Origin of the sequence: Aurantimonas manganoxydans SI85-9A1 (assembly GCF_000153465.1) — a bacterium.
Lineage (GTDB): Bacteria > Pseudomonadota > Alphaproteobacteria > Rhizobiales > Rhizobiaceae > Aurantimonas > Aurantimonas manganoxydans.
In genome coordinates, this window is the sequence record NZ_CH672387.1 from 2,477,405 (window position 1) to 2,493,183 (window position 15,779).

The following is a 15,779-nucleotide window of genomic DNA, read 5'->3' on the forward strand; positions in this document are numbered from 1 at the left end:
CCTGATGCTTGAGACCAACGATGAATGGGCCGTGGCGCGACGCTACATGAGCCTTGAAACGCTCGCCCGCATCGCCGACAATCCATCCGTCAATCTGCCCGCCCTGGCCGCTCGATCAGTTCGAACCTCTCTGAAGGTCGGCGCTCCTACACAACGCCCCGGGACACGATCCGCGCCCAATCACGGCGTCAGCTATGGTGACTGAGCCATTTCTAGCCCCACGCCACAACGAACCGTCCTTGTTCAAGGTATTTTCCATTGAAACGCATTCTGATTACCGGCACCGCTGGTTTTATCGGCTTCCATCTTGCCAAGCTGCTGCTTTCTGAGGGTTTCGTTGTGCACGGTTACGACGGGATCACCGATTATTACGATGTGAGGCTGAAGCAGCGGCGTCATCAGATGCTTCTGCAAAACGCGAACTTTGCTGCAACCGAAGGCATGCTGGAGGACCAGGCGCTGTTCGTCCAGGTGGCGGACGACTTCGCGCCGGATGTCATAGTTCACCTCGCCGCCCAGGCCGGCGTTCGGTACAGCCTCGAGAACCCGCGCGCCTATCTCGACAGCAATGTCATCGGCACATTCAATGTAATGGAGACAGCACGCAGGCTGCGGGTGCAGCATCTGCTGATGGCCTCGACCTCATCGGTCTATGGTGCCAATACCGACATGCCGTTCGTCGAGACGGAAAGGGCCGACACCCAGCTCACGATCTATGCCGCGACGAAAAAGGCCAACGAGAGCATGGGGCATGCCTATGCTCACCTGCATGATTTGCCCACCACGATGTTCCGGTTCTTTACTGTCTACGGTCCGTGGGGAAGGCCGGATCTTGCGCTGTACAAGTTCGTCGACGCGATCCTCGATGGTCGCCCGATCGACATCTACAATCACGGCGACATGTACCGGGACTTTACATATGTCGATGATCTGGTCCGTGCCATCCGCCTGTTGATGGATGCGGTACCTGTTCGGACCGCAGATGGCGTCGTGCCAGATGGCGACAGTCTTTCGCCCGTGGCGCCCTACCGCGTGGTCAACATCGGCAATTCCGACAAGGTGCGCCTTTTGGATTTCGTGGACGCGATCGAGGAATGCCTCGGCCAGAAAGCCTCACGGAACTACATGGGCATGCAGACGGGCGACGTGCCCGCGACCTGGGCCAATGCCGAACTTCTGAAAAAATTGACCGGCTATCGACCCCAGACCGATTTCCGAGTCGGGATCGCGCGATTTGTCGACTGGTACAGAGAGTATTCGGGGAAATGATGTCAGATACCCACGCAATAGCCGTCATCGGCCTAGGCTACGTCGGCCTCCCCCTCGCCGTGGAGTTTGGCAAGACCCGCCCTGTCATCGGCTTTGACGTCAATGCGGGGCGTATCGACGCGCTGCGCAAGGGCAGCGACAGCACATTAGAGGTCTCGGAGGATGAACTTCGAAACGCTGCGCATTTGTCCTTCACAACCGACCCTGCAGATCTTGCAGCGGCGACCATTTACATCGTCACCGTTCCGACGCCGATCGACGCGTACAAGCGCCCAGATTTGACGCCGTTGCTCAGGGCGTCCGAAACGTTGGGCATGGTCCTGAAGCCTGGCGATATCGTGATCTACGAATCCACTGTCTATCCCGGTGCCACGGAGGACGACTGCGTACCCGTACTGGAGCGTGAATCGGGGCTGACCTTCAACGACGAGTTCTTCGTCGGTTACTCCCCCGAACGGGTCAATCCCGGCGACAAGACGCACCGGCTGACCGATATCCGCAAGGTGACATCCGGCTCTACCCCCGATGTCGCGGATACGGTCGACGCGCTCTATGCCAGCATCGTCACGGCAGGCACCTACAAGGCCGAAAGCATTCGGGTGGCCGAGGCTGCCAAGGTGATCGAGAACACCCAGCGCGACCTGAACATCGCGCTGGTCAACGAGTTGGCAATCATCTTCAACAAGATGGGCATCGACACCGAGGCCGTGCTGAAGGCAGCCGGCACCAAGTGGAATTTCCTGCCCTTCCGTCCGGGGCTCGTCGGTGGCCACTGCATCGGCGTGGACCCCTATTACCTGACCCACAAGGCCGAAGTGATCGGCTATCACCCCCAGGTGATCCTTGCCGGACGGCGCATCAACGATGGCATGGGTGCCTATGTTGCCGGGCAACTGGTCAAGGCCATGCTCAAACGCCGGATCCAGGTGGATGGCGCGCGGGTCTTGGTCCTTGGATTGACGTTCAAGGAAAACTGCCCTGACCTGCGCAACACCCGCGTCGTCGACGTGGTCCGTGAGCTGCAGGACTACGGTGTCCAGGTTGATGCGCACGATCCTTGGTCGGATGCGGAAGAGGCGCGTCACGAATACGGCCTCGATCTTGTTCAGATCCCGCAGGACGGCGTCTATGACGGGATCGTTCTGGCCGTGGCACATGAGGAGTTCAAGGCGATGGGTGCAGGCGCGATGCGCTGTTTCGGCAAGGCCGATCACGTACTGTATGACCTCAAAAACGTGCTTGATGTGCAGGAAAGCGATCTGAGGCTGTGATGCATGCGCCTTTGTCCCGTATCGACGGCATTCGCCTTTCTCTGCGGCTCGGCCTGCCGGACGACGCTGCTTACATGCACGGGCTGCGGATGGATCCGCGCTACAGCGGCCATCTGTCCACCGTCACAGGTACGGTCGAGGACCAGCGGGACTGTCAGGAATTCCGTGTGTGGGCGGGCGGTTGAACAATTTCAGGCCATGGCCTGTGTGAAGCGCTCACCGTAGAGGATGGCGAACTGCGCTTTGGCCATTGCCCACTCACGAGGCGGCATTTTCCACTCCTTCTCCGATTGATTCAAGACCAGGAAGAGAAGCTTCATCGCAGCGTCGTCGGTCGGGAAGTGGCCTCGAGCCCGGACAGCCCTGCGCAGTTTTGAGTTCAAAGCCTCAATAGCGTTGGTCGTATAGACCATTCTGCGGACCTCCTCGGGGAAGCCATAGAACGGAACGACCTCGGCCCAGGCCCGGCGCCAGCTCTGCCCAATGGCTGCGTATCGGTGGCCCCATTCGCCTTCCTCAAAGGCCGTCAGGGCCTTCTCGGCTGCCACCGCGTCGGCCGCTCGGTAAATGTCCTTTAGCGCGGCCGCGACGGCCTTGCGGTCCTTGTAGGACGTGAAGTCGAGGCTGTGGCGCAGGAGATGGACAATACAGGTCTGGACGGTGGCTTCAGGGAAGACGGCGACGATGGCCTCAGGAAAGCCCTTCAGCCCGTCGACGATGGCAAGCAGGACGTCCTCAACGCCGCGGTGCTTCATCTCGTTCATGACCCGCAGCCAGAACTTGGCGCCCTCGTTCTGCTCGAGCCAGAGGCCGAGGATCTCCTTGGTGCCGTCGGCGCGCACGCCAAGGGCGATGTGGACCGCCTTGTTTCTGACGAAGCCTTCGTCGCGGATCTTCACACGCAGAGCATCGAAGAACACGATCGGATAGACCGCCTCCAGTGGCCTGGCCTGCCAGGCGGCGACCTCTTCCAGAACGGCGTCCGTGACCACCGAAATCAGGTCCGCAGAAACATCGACGCCGTAGAGATCGTGAAGGTGCCCAACAATCTCCCGATTGCTCATTCCCCGGGCATACATCGAGATGATCTTCTCGTCGAAGCCCGGGAACCGCCGCTGATATTTGGCAATGAGCTGCGGGTCGAAGCTGCCCTGCCGATCCCGCGGCACGGCAAGATTGAACTTGCCGCTGTCCGTCGTCACGGTCTTGCGGCCGTAGCCATTACGGCCGTTTCCGGCGCCGTTCTCGCCGGCCAGATGGTGATCCATCTCGGCGTTCAGGGCACGCTCGGCGAATGCCTTCTTCAGGCCGTCGAGCAAACCGCCCGGGTCGAAGGCAGTCTTCGGATCGGCGCCAGACAGAAGCTGGTCGAGAAGCGCGTCAGGAATGCTGGGTTCTTTGCGGCGGGCCATGGGTCTCTCCTTCGGTCCCATTATGCCCGCTCACACACGGAATTCCTGACAGTCCCAGGACCAGCTCAGATGGATCGAAGCGTACAAGGCGCGCGAGGCCGCCGGTACGGAACATTACTTTGTGACCTAGCGGAAGGACAGGGTTCGCTGCGGGGTCGTGCGTCCTTACGACATTGCGGGTGATCGGTTCACCTGGGGCAGTTGGATCCTCGATCACAACAAGCTGAAGCGGGCCGGGTTTCCCGGAGACCGTTTGGTTTGTCCTACGCAGCGATCGGCATGGCCTCAAGATCGGGATAGTATGCAGCTTCTGCTTCAGCGGGCGGGATGTTGCCGATCGGTTCGTTGAATAGCCCCTAGTTTCTCGGACGCCCTCGGGCTAGATTTTTTCCTGCCGTTCGAAATCGACGGGAGACAGCACCCCGTTTCTGGCGTGCGTTCGCTTTGGGTTGTAGAACATCTCAATGTAGTCGAACACGTCCTGCCTGGCTTCTTCACGCGTCCGGTAGACCCTTCTCCGGATCCCCTCCGTTTGAGCAGGTTGAAGAAGCTCTCCGCCACGGCGTCGTGACAGTTTCCCCGCCGGCTCATCGAATGCTCAAGATTGTGGTGCTTGAGGAAGGCGGCCCAAGTCCATGCTGGACTTGCCTCAAAATTAGGGAAGAAGGCGTCTACAAATCTAGGGGCTATTCACGGCTCTCAGGATCGGATCACACAAGCAGGACGCGGCGAAGAGGTTATGAAGGCGCTCATGGGACATGCCGAGACCGGCATGACAAAGCGCTATGGGACGAAGAAGGCGCCGAGGCCGGTTGATATCGTCAAACTGAATGACGTCATACAGTCCCTGCCTTGGCCGTTCCTGCAAAATGTCCGCGCAGGCAATTCCGCTAGCGAGAGCGCACCGACGCAGGCGACGCGAGGGAGCAAGCCCTCAACAGCGCGCGATCGAGCGGCGCCGGTCCGCAAAGAACTTTGCGCAGAGAAAGCGCACCAGTGTGAATGAATGGTCGAAGGCCGATCCAGGCTTTCGGCAACATGATGAGAGAAGCCCAAACGACCCCGTCGCCAGTCGGATCTCCCCTGACTGCAGCTTTAGTGCGTATGGTGTGGTGGGGGAAAAATATGGCGTTTTCTATGGTCGGTATATGGTCGTTATGACGACCTCATATTCGGCGAAGCAGCCCCTCTTGCTGCAATTGTGAGTGTCAGTTCACCATCTGGCACTGTCCGGCGAAGGTGAGGACCGGCCAGCGGCCCTGCCGGACCGCCTTCTGCGGGATCCAGCCGGTGTAGCTGGCGACCTGGGCCTTGCACCACAACCCGTCTGACGCCGTCGTGCACTGGTCGACGACGACGCAGGTGTTGGCCGGGATGGTGGAGACGATTGGGGCGTCGGGGCGGGCTTCCGCCCGGGCGTTGAGGCGCACGAGCACCGAGGCCTTGGCCGCTTCGCCGGGCGCGGCGGACTCGGGCTGCACGAAGTCCTCCGGCTTGGCGCAGCTCGCGGTGTAGCCGTAGAAGACGCATTCCTCGTCGTTCACCGGCCGTGCCGGCGCGACCGCCGTCTCGCGGATGCGCTCGAAGACCAGCGCCTTGCCGGTCTCGGTGTCGCCGCTCATGCGGATCTGGTTGCCGCCCATGCGGGCCAGCACCTGATCGTCGGCGCCGAGCAGCGCGAGCTGCTTGCCGACGATGCCCCAGCCACCGATGCCGGCAAGGTCGCCGCCGCAATTGCGCGCCGTCAGTGCGTAATTGGCGCCCGACTTCTCGGACGCCAGCGACACGCGACAGGCGCCGCCGTCCGAATAGGCCGGATCCAGCGTCTGCCAGTCGCCGGAGAACGCGGCGACGAAGTCGCTTTCGCTCTGGGCCTTGGCCGCCGAATGGCCCGCCAGGGCCATGACGAGCGACAGCCCGGCAATATTCATGATGTTCATTCTTCCCCGTCCCCGTCCCTGGCCGTCTGACCGCGCTCTCTTGCGGCAGTCCGGCTTGTTCCTCGCGAAAACCGTCCGGCCGGAAGCGCTCCGGGCCGGACGGGTCGATCTCGTGTCCGCTACGGTGCCGTCTCGACGACGCTCCGCGCGATCGTCCGGCCGTCGACGCTCAGCACCAGTTCCACCGAGAGCGCGTCGCCCGCCGCCATGGACAGCCCGACCGTGGCCACGTCGGCACTCTCGCCCTTTTCGAGCGTGAAGCGCCCGCCCTGCGACGTCGAGGTGCGGCCGCCGCTGCCCGACCGCTCGATGGTCATCTTCGCGTCCACCGACAAAACCGAAAGCGCCACGGCCCGGCCGGTCATCCGCACGCCGTCGTCCGTCGGCTCCACCACGATCGCCGCGATCGCGCCCGGCTCGGCCGCCCGGCTCGCACCGCCGGTCACCAGCATGATCCCGGCGGCGAGGAGGGCCGAATGTCGTCCTGCCGCGCGCATCGCCGCACTCAGCGTGCGGTCTGGGTGACGGTCACGGCGCCGCGGGTCGCGACGCTGCCGAAGCCGGTCTGGGTCACCGTCACCGTGCCCGGCACGGTGGTGAAAACCTGGGCGCTGGTCCCCGGCGTCAGGTTGTTGCCGATCTGGGTGTAGACGACCGACGTGCCCGGCGGGGAGCCCTCGATGTCGAGCTCGTTGGTGTTGCCGCTGCCGAGCTGGACGACGGTGCCCTGCGTGCCGGCGCCGGCGTTGACGCTGCCGAGATTGCCGTTGCCGACCTGGATGACCGTCCCGTTGATGGCCTCGCCGCCGGTCAGGGTGCCGGAAAGCGGTCCTGTCACGTTGACCGTGGCATTGTTGCCGACGCCGTACTGGCCGACGAGCGCGTTGCTGCCGTTGAGGGCGTTGATGGTCGCGACGTTGGCTCCGTCGAGGTCGCCGACACGGGCCCCGCCCGGCTGGGTCGCCCCGACGGTCTGGCCGGTGTTGTTCTGGTAGAGATAGACCTCGCCGCCGTTCGCGACTGCATCTGCGCCGTCGTCGGTGACGGTGATCGTGGCGCGGTTGTTGCCGCCCAGCTGCGACGAGCTCTCGTCGAGGCTGAGAAGGCTTCCGAACCGACCGAGCGAGAGGCCGCCGATCGTGCTGCCGCTGGCTTGCGACTGGTCAACGAAGAGCGAGTTGCCCGTGCCGGTCTGCAGGATCGTCAGCGTGTTGTCCTCGGCGCTCGCCGGAACGACCGCGGACCACATGGCCAGGGCCGCGATGGCTGAGCCAAGAAGGGAGGGACGCATGCCGGAACCTTTCCGAATGCGAGATCCCTGCCTTAGCGGGACCTCTGGGTGATGCTGACATTGTTCCCCATCCCGGTCTGGGAGAAGGAGGCGAAGTTGTTGCCGCCGAACTGCTGGACGGCCGCCTGGTTGCCGATGCCCGAGATCGAGCCGACGATGGTGTTGCCGTCGCCCTGCTGCAGCATGGCGAAGAGATTGTTCGAGCCTATTACGTCGAGGCTCATCATGTTGCCCTGTCCGCGCTGCGTCAGCGTGCCCGGCATCAGGCCGGAGCTCAAGGCCGCACTGGTGAAGGTCGACCCCACCGGACCGCCATTGCGGTCGCCCGTCAGGCTGACGCGGACCTTGTTCGTCACGGCGGCGCTCAGCGGGACTTCCTGTAAGATGCTGAGGCCGTTGCCGCTGCCGGCGATCGTCAGTTCCGTAGCGTTCAGCGAATTCGGATCCGTCAGGATCACAAGAGAATTGTCGGCCGCGGCCGGAAAGGTCGTCAACAGGACCGCGACAGTGAGGCATGCACGCATCCGATACATCGAACTGCTCCGGGTTGATCTTACCCGGATTATGGCGCGCAAGCCTTAATAACATTTTTCGCCCACCTCTGGAATTTTGAGCAACAGCAGCATTTTCCGCACATCGGCGGCGCATTGTCGGCTTCTACTGCTGAATCACCAAGCCGTTCCCCTTTCCTCGCTGCGAGAAAGACGCAACGTTTGCAGTTCCCGCCTGGGTCACCACGGCCTGGTTCCCGGTGCCCGAGGCGAGGCCGTAGATCCGGTTGTCCTGGTCCTTCTGCGAGAAGGCGAAGGCGTTCAGGTCGCCGGTGACGATGACGTCCACCGTGTTGAGCGTGCCGGCCTGCACGATGTCGCCGGGCTTCAGCCCCTCGGCGGTGGCCACCGCCAGGCGGTCGCCGGTGAAGCCGGTCACCTGCAGGGCGTTGTTGCTGTTGCCGCTGACCGAGACGACCGCGAGATTGCCGGTGCCGTTCTGCCTGAGGGCGACCCGGTTGCGCTCCCCGGCGAAGTCCGCCGCGGCGGCGTTCGCCGTGCCGTTCTGCAGGAAGGTGAAGCTGTTGTCGTCGCCGATCTGCCGGACCGCCATCTCGTTCTCGTCACCCGACACGGTGCCGGTCGCGCCGTTGCCGTCGCCTTCCTGCGAGAAGCCGTAGAGGTTCCCGGTGCTGTCGTCGGAGGTGACGTAGCTGACGCTGTTGTCGTCGCCGATCTGCAAGATCATGGCCTGGTAGACGGCCGCGGCGTTGCGGATGATGCTGAAATTGTCGGTGGCGCCGTTGCCGCCATTGTCGCTGCCGGCGAGCGTCAGGGTGACCCTGTTGCCGGAGATCCCGACGCCGTCGTTGTTCTGCAGGATCTGCGCGACCTGGTTGCGCGAGCCGCTCTGCAGCAGTTCCAGGCGGTTGAGGATGCCGCTCTGCTCGACGCTGAGGACGGCGTTGTCGAGGCCGTTGGACTGCTCGATCCCGGCGGCGTTCTCGGTGCCGATCTGCCGGACCGTCCCGATCTGCTGGCCGGCCTGGGTCTGGAGGATGCCAGCGTTGTTGCCGGCGCCGTTCTGCAGGACGGTCACCACGGTGTTGTCGCCGGCGATGTCGCCGGTCTGCGTGATGGCGACGCGGTTGGTGACCCGTTCGTCCGGTCCGGCCGCGGTGTTGGTCTGGATCACCTGCCCGACCGACTGGGCGCCGGCCAGCGAGGACTGGCGCAGCACCAGCTCGTTCGAGGCGGCGCCGGCGGCGCTGAAGGCGGCGAGCGCCTGCTGCTGGATCGCCTCGATCGCCGTGCTGGCGAAGCCGAAGAAGGGCGTGTCCTGGATGATGTCGATGACGTTGCGGTTGCCGAGCTGGCCGGTGCCGGTGGCGACCAGCCCGAGGCTCGGCCGCACGCCCGTACGGGTGTTGGTGGCGACGGAATTGTTCGATCCGGTCTGCCGGATGGTGATCTGGTTGTCGCGGCCGTCCTGGCCGAGCGGCAAGCCGTCCGTCGGGCCGCCGACGACGTTGCCGTTGCCGTCCTGCTCGATGGCGATCGCGTTGGTGTTGCCGGTCTGGCCGATGAAGACGGAGTTGTCGCCGGCGGTCTGGGCGTTGGCGGCGGCAAGCGGAACAAGCATGGCGGACGCGATCAGCATCAAACCGGGTAAAGGCCGTCGGACCATTTTACGTCTCCTGCCACTGTGATGCGATCGACCGTCTCGACCGCCTTCTGATCGAATGGCGGGGCGGTCGGATGCACGCATCCAGCCGCCCCAACCGGTTTCTCGTCGCCTGGCTTACTGCCGGACGCCGATGTTGTTGAAGCTGCCGTTCTGGGTGAAGGTCGCCATGTCGCCACCCGACTGCGAGACGACGGCCTGGTTGTTGCTGCCCATGATAGTGCCGTTGATCGTGTTGTTGGAAGACGACTGGCGCATCGAGAACAGGTTGTTGTCGGACGGCGAACCGACCGCGCCCACCTTCAGTTCCATCGTGTTGTTGCTGCCGCCCTGCTCCAGGTAGCCCGGGGTCCGGTTGAAGAAGATCGACCCTGCATCGCCGGTGAAGCCGCCGAGCGACGTCGCGTTGTTGCCGGAACCGACTAGCGAAACGACCAGCGAGGACGTTGCATTGCCGTTCTGCGTCTGGGTGATGCCGAGCCGGTTGTTGCTGCCGTCGATGTCGATGTCGGCAGATACCCGCGCCGAGGCGCCGCTGTTGGTCGTCTGGTTGAGGCCGACGTCGTTGCCCGACCCCGTGATGGTGACGATCGCGTCGTCGCGCAGTGCCTGGCCGATGCCGATGTTCTGGCCGACCGCGAGCTGGTTGTCGGAGCCCCTGACCGAGGCCGTCAGACCCGCCGTCCCGGTCTGGATGAAGCCATAGGCATTGTCGTTGCCGTTGATGGTGACGTCGAGGCCGTTGGAGCCGGTCTGCCGAACGACGCTGCGCTCGAGTCCGGCCACGACGAAGCGCGAGTCCATGCCGAGGCCGGCCGCGAAGCCGGTGCCGAAGCCCGTCTGCCCGTTGTCGGAGCCCAGGATCTCGAGGCTCGCCTGGTTGCCTGCGGCAAAGCCCGTGGAATTCTGCGCCGCGACGTAGGTGCGGTTGCGATCGCCCACCGTCGAGATGGTCAGCGTGTTGTTGCCGCCGTTCTGGTAGATGCCGCTCTCCGTCTCGTTTTGGCTGCTCCGCGGCAGCGCACGGTACTGGCTGCGACCGACGAGGTTCTGGCTGCCGGTCTGGGTGACCGACACGCTGTTGCCGTCGCTCGACTGGGAAATCGAGGTGACGCCGTTGAAGCTGCCGGTCTGGCTCACAGTCGCGCCGTTGTCGTTCCCGATCTGCTTGAGCTGGAAGACGCGGTTCCGGTCGCCGTCCTGGCGGATCGTGGCGGTGTTGTCGTCTCCCTGCTGCAGGAAGCCGGCGTAATCATTGTCGACAGCGTCCACCGAACCGGCGCCGACGAAGTTCTGCCGGCCGCCCCGGATGTCGTCCGCGATCTGCTCGATCCGCAGCGTGTTGTCGTCGCCGTCCTGAGTGATGGCGTGATCGCTGGAGCCGGCGACGTTGCTGCCGACGCCGCTCTGAAGGATGAGGGCAGTGTTGTCCTGGCCCGACTGCAGGGTGAAAGCGTCGTTGTCGTCGGCGAAGGCGATGCTGGCGCCGAGGGCGAGGATGGACGCCGAGAGCAGCGTCGCCTTGAGGGACTTCTTCATGATCTTTTCCTTTGCTGGCGAGGGCATCGGCCTGACCGCTGTCGCGGTTCGAGGCACTGCCGCAGCGCGCTGGTGAAACGGGTCAAGGGGACGAGGGGCAGCCCGAAGGCCGCCCCCGGCTGATCACTGCCTCACGCCGAGGGTGTTGCCGGATCCGACCTGCGAGAAGGTCGCGGTGTTCGAGACCCCGTCCTGGTTGACGACGGCCTGGTTGCCGTCGCCCGCGATGCTGCCCGTGGCGCGGTTGCCGCGATTGGCCTGGTTGACCGAGAAGCGGTTGGAGTCGCCATCGACGTCGAGCGAGACGAGCTGGTTCGAGCCGAACTGCTGGATCAGCCCCGGACGCTGGAAGCCGTAGGCCGCCGAGCGGGCGTCGCCGGAGAAGCCGCCAAGGCCGTTGCTGTTGTTGAGGTCGCCAGTGATGGTGACATCCGCGATGATCCCGGCGCCGCCCTGGTTGAAGACCAGCGCGTTGCTGTCGCCGGCGATGGTGGCGGTTGCCACCGCGCCGTTTGCCTGACGCGCCAAGAGCTGGTTCGAGTCGCCGACCACGGAAGCGACGAGCGAGGTATTGCCGCCCGTCTGGCGCACGGCGAACTGGTTCGAGTTGCCGTCAGCACGATAGTTGAAGTTGTTGTTCGCGCCGCTCTGCGAGACCGAGGCGAGCTGCAGTCCGTTCTGCGCGGCGAATTCGGCGGCCAAGCTGAACCGCTGGAAGCCGCCGACGCCGTTGGAGGAGCCGTCCTGGACGATGGTCATGAAGTTCTGCGGGCCGGCGGCGGTCATCGTCTGCGAGATCGTGTCGACGACATTGCCGGTCCCGCCGGTCTGGGAGACCGATGCGACGTTCGTCGAGGTCGAGTTGGTCGTGAAGTTCGCGGTCTGCTGCACGTTCAGCACTGCATTGCCGCTCGATCCGGCGAACTGGATGATCGTCAGCTTGTTCATGGTGCCGGTCTGGTCGACGCCGAGCGTGCCCGTTCCGACCTGGCTGGTGGACCCGAGCTGCTTGATCGACAGCATGTTGCCGCTGCCGGCCTGCGTTGCGTTCTGCGCGACCGGCGCAAGACCGCCCTGGTTGCCCGACCCGCTCTGCTGGATGAGAGCGGTATTGTCCGTGCCCGACTGCAGGGTGAAGGCGTCGTTGTCGTCGGCGAACGCGCTGCCGGCGCCGAGGGCGAGGATGGACGCCGAGAGCAGCGTCGCCTTGAGGGACTTCTTCATGATCGGCTCCTTCGACGAGGGGCTTGGCCTGGCCGCCTTCGGCGGGGTGAGGCACGGCCGCAACGCCGGCTATGAAATGGGATGAGGCAAGGAAGGGGCGGCTGACGCCGCCCCTTCGCAGGACTTACTGGCTGACGCCGAGGACGTTGCCCGAGCCGGTCTGGCTGAAGGTCGCGCTGTTGCCGTTGCCGGCCTGAACGACCGCGGCCTGGTTGCCCGTGCTGATACCGGTTCCGGCACCGCCGTTGCCGTTGATCGAGCCGTCGATCATGTTGTCATCGCCGATCTGGGAGAAGGCGAAGACGTTGCCGTTCGAGGCACCGGCGTCACCGACACTCATGGTGATGTCGTTGCCCGCGCCGGCCTGGATCAGGTTGCCGGAGGTTAGGCCGAGCGAGCCGGCATCGTTACCGCCGAAGGCGCCGACGTTGTTGAAGCTGCCCCAGAGGGTGACGGTCGCCTCGTTGCGCTCGCCGAAGAACGAGCCGGTCTGGTCGATGTTCAGCTGGTTGCTGTTGCCGGCGGTGAGCGAGACGGTGGCGGTGTTGTTGCCGCCGAACAACGACGACGTCTGCTGGACCGTGAACGTGTTGTCCGAGCCGTTGTTGATGGTCACCGTGGCGTCGTTCGTCCGGCCGAAGCTGCCGATCGGGCCGTCCTGGCTGATGCCCACCTGGTTGCCGTTGGAAACCCCGTTGATCGAGACGCTGGCGTCGTTGCCGAAATCGAACTGCTCGATGCCGACATTGTTGGCGAGGCCGGCGATCATGGAGAGGCTTACGGCATTCTCGGTACCGATCTGACGGATGCCGAGCTGGTTGTTCGTGCCGGCGAGGTCGATGCCCGTCGCCGCGTTGTCGGAGCCGCTCTGGGTGATGCCGAACTGGGCGGTCGTGCCGGAGACGATCATGCCGATCGCGTTGCCTTCGCCGGTCTGCGACAGGGTGCTCGCGGTCGCACCGGAAGCGGCGGCCTGGCCGGAGAGTCCGCCGCCGCCATTGCCGTTGCCGGTCATGTCGATGGTCAGCGTGTTCTTGCCGCCGAGACGGTCGCTACGCTGGCTGACCGATGCGAGGACGTTGTTTTCGCCCGACTGCGTGACGGTCGCTTCGTTGCCGGGACGGGTGGTGGGGAGCCCGAAGAAGCTGCCGGGAACCTCGGTCTGCGAGAACGAGGTGACCAGGTTGCCGCCGCCGGACTGGTCGATCGAACCTTCGTTGTTCCGGCCGGTCTGGCTGGCGGTGGTCACGGTGTTCAGGGTCGCACCCTGCACGATCGTCAGGACGTTGGCGCCGCTGGTGCCGCGGCCCGCCTGCTGGACGTTGCTGATGGTGTTGTCCGTGCCGGTCTGGGTGAGCGTCGCCTCGTTCCGGCCGACAGTCTGGTCGACGCCGGCGCCGCCGGTGCCGATTTCGTTGCCCGAACCGACCTGCTCGACGTCGAGGACGTTCGACGTGCCCGTCTGGGTCATGGCATTGCCTTCAACGCCAGCGATGTTGTCGCCCGCACCCGACTGCAGGATGTCGGCCTCGTTGGTGGTGCCGTTCTGCAGAAGAAACGCTTCGTTGCCGGAGCTGTTCGACTGGGTGACGGAAGCGGTGTTGCCCTGCTGGATCTGTTCGACATCGGCGACGTTGCCGTTCGACTGGGCGTGAGCGGCGCCAGCCATCATGCCCATGGCCGTCGCGGCCAGAAGTACGCTCTTCAGGTTCGTCATGTGTTACCCCTGTTCCCCCGCCCGGCATCACGCCGCAGCGTCGTTGACCTTGCTTGTTGACCGGGGCCTCCCAGGCCTTCCGGGTCTGTTCGAGACACGTCTGGCGCCTCGGCATCGGCCACTGACGCGGCCAAGGTGGGAGAGGTCGTCGCCGTGGCGAAGCACGGACAAGCCGAAGGCGCTCGCAGAAATCTCTCCCTGCGTCGATCCCGTAAGATTTTCTTCGGACTTTCTCCCTCCCCTTTGCCGCTACTTCAGGATCGTTGTCTTTACCGTCCCTTTAACGACTTCCTAACCCTTTAGAAGATTTGCTGTCGAAGGGTCAATCACGGAACGTCGAGTGAGTCCTTTTACCCCTTGGTAACGTTAAGGGTGCGCTCGTTCGAAGTGGCGGCCCCCATCGCCGACGTCGGCCACGGATGCATTGAGCGGCATCGGTGCACCTGAGATAGATCAATAGTAACAGATGGATAGCGCAGCTCTATTCGCCCAAGACTGCCCCTTGGCTGAGCGACCTAGCCGAATGGATGAAGACTTGAGCCGTCTGACCAGGCTGAATGGCCGTCGATAAGAAGGGCCGGGATAACGGCCAGGCCGTTCAAAGCAGTCGGGCGGCCTCGAAGCGTGGCAAGGGGCATTTCAGCGAAAATGTCCTGCGGCAAACTGCCTGTGCATCCGATCGCGGATCGATTTCAAGAATTTTCTGAGGTTCTTGTGATGGGATTGGGTTCTGCATGTTACCAGTCACGACGAATTCTTCCGGCTTGCTATACGGCCCGATTTGTCGTTGCGCCTCAGCTCACAATGTGCACACGGATGACGCCCGCACGGGGGTTCAGCGATCGCTGCGGCGGCGACCGACAAGCTCCGTGCTAAGGAAATGATGGCTACCCGAAGCACTGCGGGTCAGGTCCGGGGCCAGACGCGATTCGGGGACGGGCGCACGAGGCGGCGAACCCGTCGGCTTCTTGCCGGGTGTGGCTGCGGATGGCGTCGTTGGCGAAACGGTGATCGGCTCTCCACCGGCGCCTGAGAGCTCCGGTGGCCCGCTCGTCGGCGCGACCTGCCACCACGCGATGGCCGGGTGCTCGCCAGATACCCAGACCTGGCGCGCGAGCACCGCTAATCCTGTCCGACGTTGGAACCTTCGGGTTCGGCGTCGGAGCCCAGGCGCCGGTCAGGCCTCGCCGCGCCGTCCACGCCATTCGTCTCGTCGCGATCACCGCGATGCTGCCACGGCGCATCGCCACTCGTCCAGCCGACCGCGCCGGCGCGCACCAGCGCCTCCGTCCGGTTGCGCGCGCCAAGCAGACGCAGAAGTCCCGCCACATGCGCCTTTACGGCGCCTTCGGAAAGGCCGAGCGAGCGGGCAATTTGCTTGTTGGAGGCGCCTTTGGCGAGGTGGTTCCACACCTCCGCCTGGCGCGCCGTCAGCGAAACGCGCTGCGGATCGGGGCGCTCGCCTGCCCGCACCCGTGGGAGCAGCGACAGGATCGTCGGCGGCAGATAGAATCCGCCGGCGAGGATGAGGTTCAGGGCCTGGATCATCAGGCGCGGCGAAGAATCCTTGGGAATGAACCCTGCGGCCCCGTCATCCAGCGCAGCACGGATCATTGCGGGCTCGTCCTTGCCCGACACGACCGCGACGGGTGCCCCGCCCGTGCGGCGGCGAATATTGCCGATCTCCGACCCGTGTTCCAGGCCGCCAAGAAGATGGTCGACGAGGATCAGGTCGTAGCTGCCGGCTGACAACAACTGCCAGAGTTCGTCGGCAGTGGCAGCCTCGTGGACTTCGACGACATCCGCCAGCTCCTGCAGGAGATAGCGCAAACCTGCCCGGAACAGCGCGTGCCCGTCCGCCACCACCAGTTTCAATGGCGTCGCCAACCCAGGATGAGACATCCTGTCCTGAGCTCCCGTTTTCGCCGAGACCTGAGCCAA

At 64.1% G+C, this 15,779-nt stretch carries 14 protein-coding genes and 1 pseudogene; 4 read left to right on the forward strand and 11 right to left on the reverse strand.

All coding sequences use genetic code 11. From position 1 onward, the window contains the following. Positions 1–4: 4 nt before the first annotated feature. From SI859A1_RS21850 to SI859A1_RS11705, 4 genes are read left to right on the forward strand one after another with little or no spacing between them, the layout of a single operon-like run. Positions 5–205: a hypothetical protein gene (locus SI859A1_RS21850; RefSeq protein ID WP_081451385.1), complete on the forward strand. Its 201-nt coding sequence runs from the start codon at positions 5–7 to the stop codon at positions 203–205. Positions 206–258: 53 nt separating this feature from the next. After that, a complete protein-coding gene (locus SI859A1_RS11695) occupies positions 259–1,269 on the forward strand; it encodes an NAD-dependent epimerase/dehydratase family protein (protein ID WP_009209970.1) in 1,011 nt (336 codons plus the stop codon). Next, positions 1,266–2,540 carry a Vi polysaccharide biosynthesis UDP-N-acetylglucosamine C-6 dehydrogenase TviB gene (gene tviB / locus SI859A1_RS11700; protein WP_040325731.1) on the forward strand — a complete coding sequence of 425 codons (1,275 nt, stop codon included), beginning with the start codon at positions 1,266–1,268 and terminating at the stop codon, positions 2,538–2,540. The genes SI859A1_RS11695 and tviB overlap by 4 nt, the downstream gene beginning before the upstream one ends. Next, complete coding sequence (locus SI859A1_RS11705) at positions 2,540–2,725, forward strand: hypothetical protein (RefSeq protein ID WP_040325732.1); 186 nt, start codon at positions 2,540–2,542, stop codon at positions 2,723–2,725. The genes tviB and SI859A1_RS11705 overlap by 1 nt, the downstream gene beginning before the upstream one ends. A 6-nt stretch (positions 2,726–2,731) precedes the next feature. Here SI859A1_RS11705 and SI859A1_RS11710 read toward each other — a convergent pair whose 3' ends face one another. The 11 genes and pseudogenes from SI859A1_RS11710 to SI859A1_RS11755 all read right to left on the reverse strand — a co-directional run bounded on the left by SI859A1_RS11710 (position 2,732) and on the right by SI859A1_RS11755 (position 15,725). After that, a complete protein-coding gene (locus tag SI859A1_RS11710; RefSeq protein WP_040325647.1) occupies positions 2,732–3,952 on the reverse strand; it encodes an IS256 family transposase in 1,221 nt (406 codons plus the stop codon). Between the two features lie 379 nt (positions 3,953–4,331). Then, a pseudogene (locus tag SI859A1_RS20940) lies at positions 4,332–4,582 on the reverse strand (IS3 family transposase); the annotation flags it as partial. Positions 4,583–5,160: 578 nt separating this feature from the next. After that, positions 5,161–5,892: an AprI/Inh family metalloprotease inhibitor gene (locus SI859A1_RS11715; protein WP_009209973.1), complete on the reverse strand. Its 732-nt coding sequence runs from the start codon at positions 5,890–5,892 to the stop codon at positions 5,161–5,163. Positions 5,893–6,011: 119 nt separating this feature from the next. Continuing rightward, entirely contained in the window at positions 6,012–6,389 is a 378-nt protein-coding gene (gene csgH, locus SI859A1_RS11720; RefSeq protein WP_009209974.1) for a curli-like amyloid fiber formation chaperone CsgH, read from the reverse strand. Positions 6,390–6,397: 8 nt separating this feature from the next. Further along, the gene (locus SI859A1_RS20365) at positions 6,398–7,183 is read right to left on the reverse strand and encodes a hypothetical protein (RefSeq protein ID WP_050767515.1); all 786 of its coding nucleotides are present in this window, start codon (positions 7,181–7,183) and stop codon (positions 6,398–6,400) included. 32 nt (positions 7,184–7,215) lie between these two features. Next, positions 7,216–7,677: a hypothetical protein gene (locus SI859A1_RS20370; protein ID WP_161600124.1), complete on the reverse strand. Its 462-nt coding sequence runs from the start codon at positions 7,675–7,677 to the stop codon at positions 7,216–7,218. 163 nt (positions 7,678–7,840) lie between these two features. Continuing rightward, on the reverse strand, positions 7,841–9,316 hold the full coding sequence (locus SI859A1_RS11735) for a hypothetical protein (RefSeq protein WP_161600125.1): 1,476 nt from the start codon (positions 9,314–9,316) through the stop codon (positions 7,841–7,843). A 159-nt stretch (positions 9,317–9,475) separates the two neighbouring features. Continuing rightward, positions 9,476–10,897: a hypothetical protein gene (locus SI859A1_RS11740; RefSeq protein WP_040325734.1), complete on the reverse strand. Its 1,422-nt coding sequence runs from the start codon at positions 10,895–10,897 to the stop codon at positions 9,476–9,478. Between the two features lie 123 nt (positions 10,898–11,020). After that, on the reverse strand, positions 11,021–12,121 hold the full coding sequence (locus SI859A1_RS11745; protein ID WP_040325735.1) for a hypothetical protein: 1,101 nt from the start codon (positions 12,119–12,121) through the stop codon (positions 11,021–11,023). A gap of 124 nt (positions 12,122–12,245) precedes the next feature. Further along, positions 12,246–13,838, reverse strand: a complete 1,593-nt coding sequence (locus SI859A1_RS11750) for a beta strand repeat-containing protein (RefSeq protein ID WP_009209979.1) — start codon at positions 13,836–13,838, stop codon at positions 12,246–12,248. Between the two features lie 1,122 nt (positions 13,839–14,960). Then, positions 14,961–15,725 carry a response regulator transcription factor gene (locus SI859A1_RS11755; RefSeq protein WP_161600126.1) on the reverse strand — a complete coding sequence of 255 codons (765 nt, stop codon included), beginning with the start codon at positions 15,723–15,725 and terminating at the stop codon, positions 14,961–14,963. Positions 15,726–15,779: the final 54 nt, after the last annotated feature.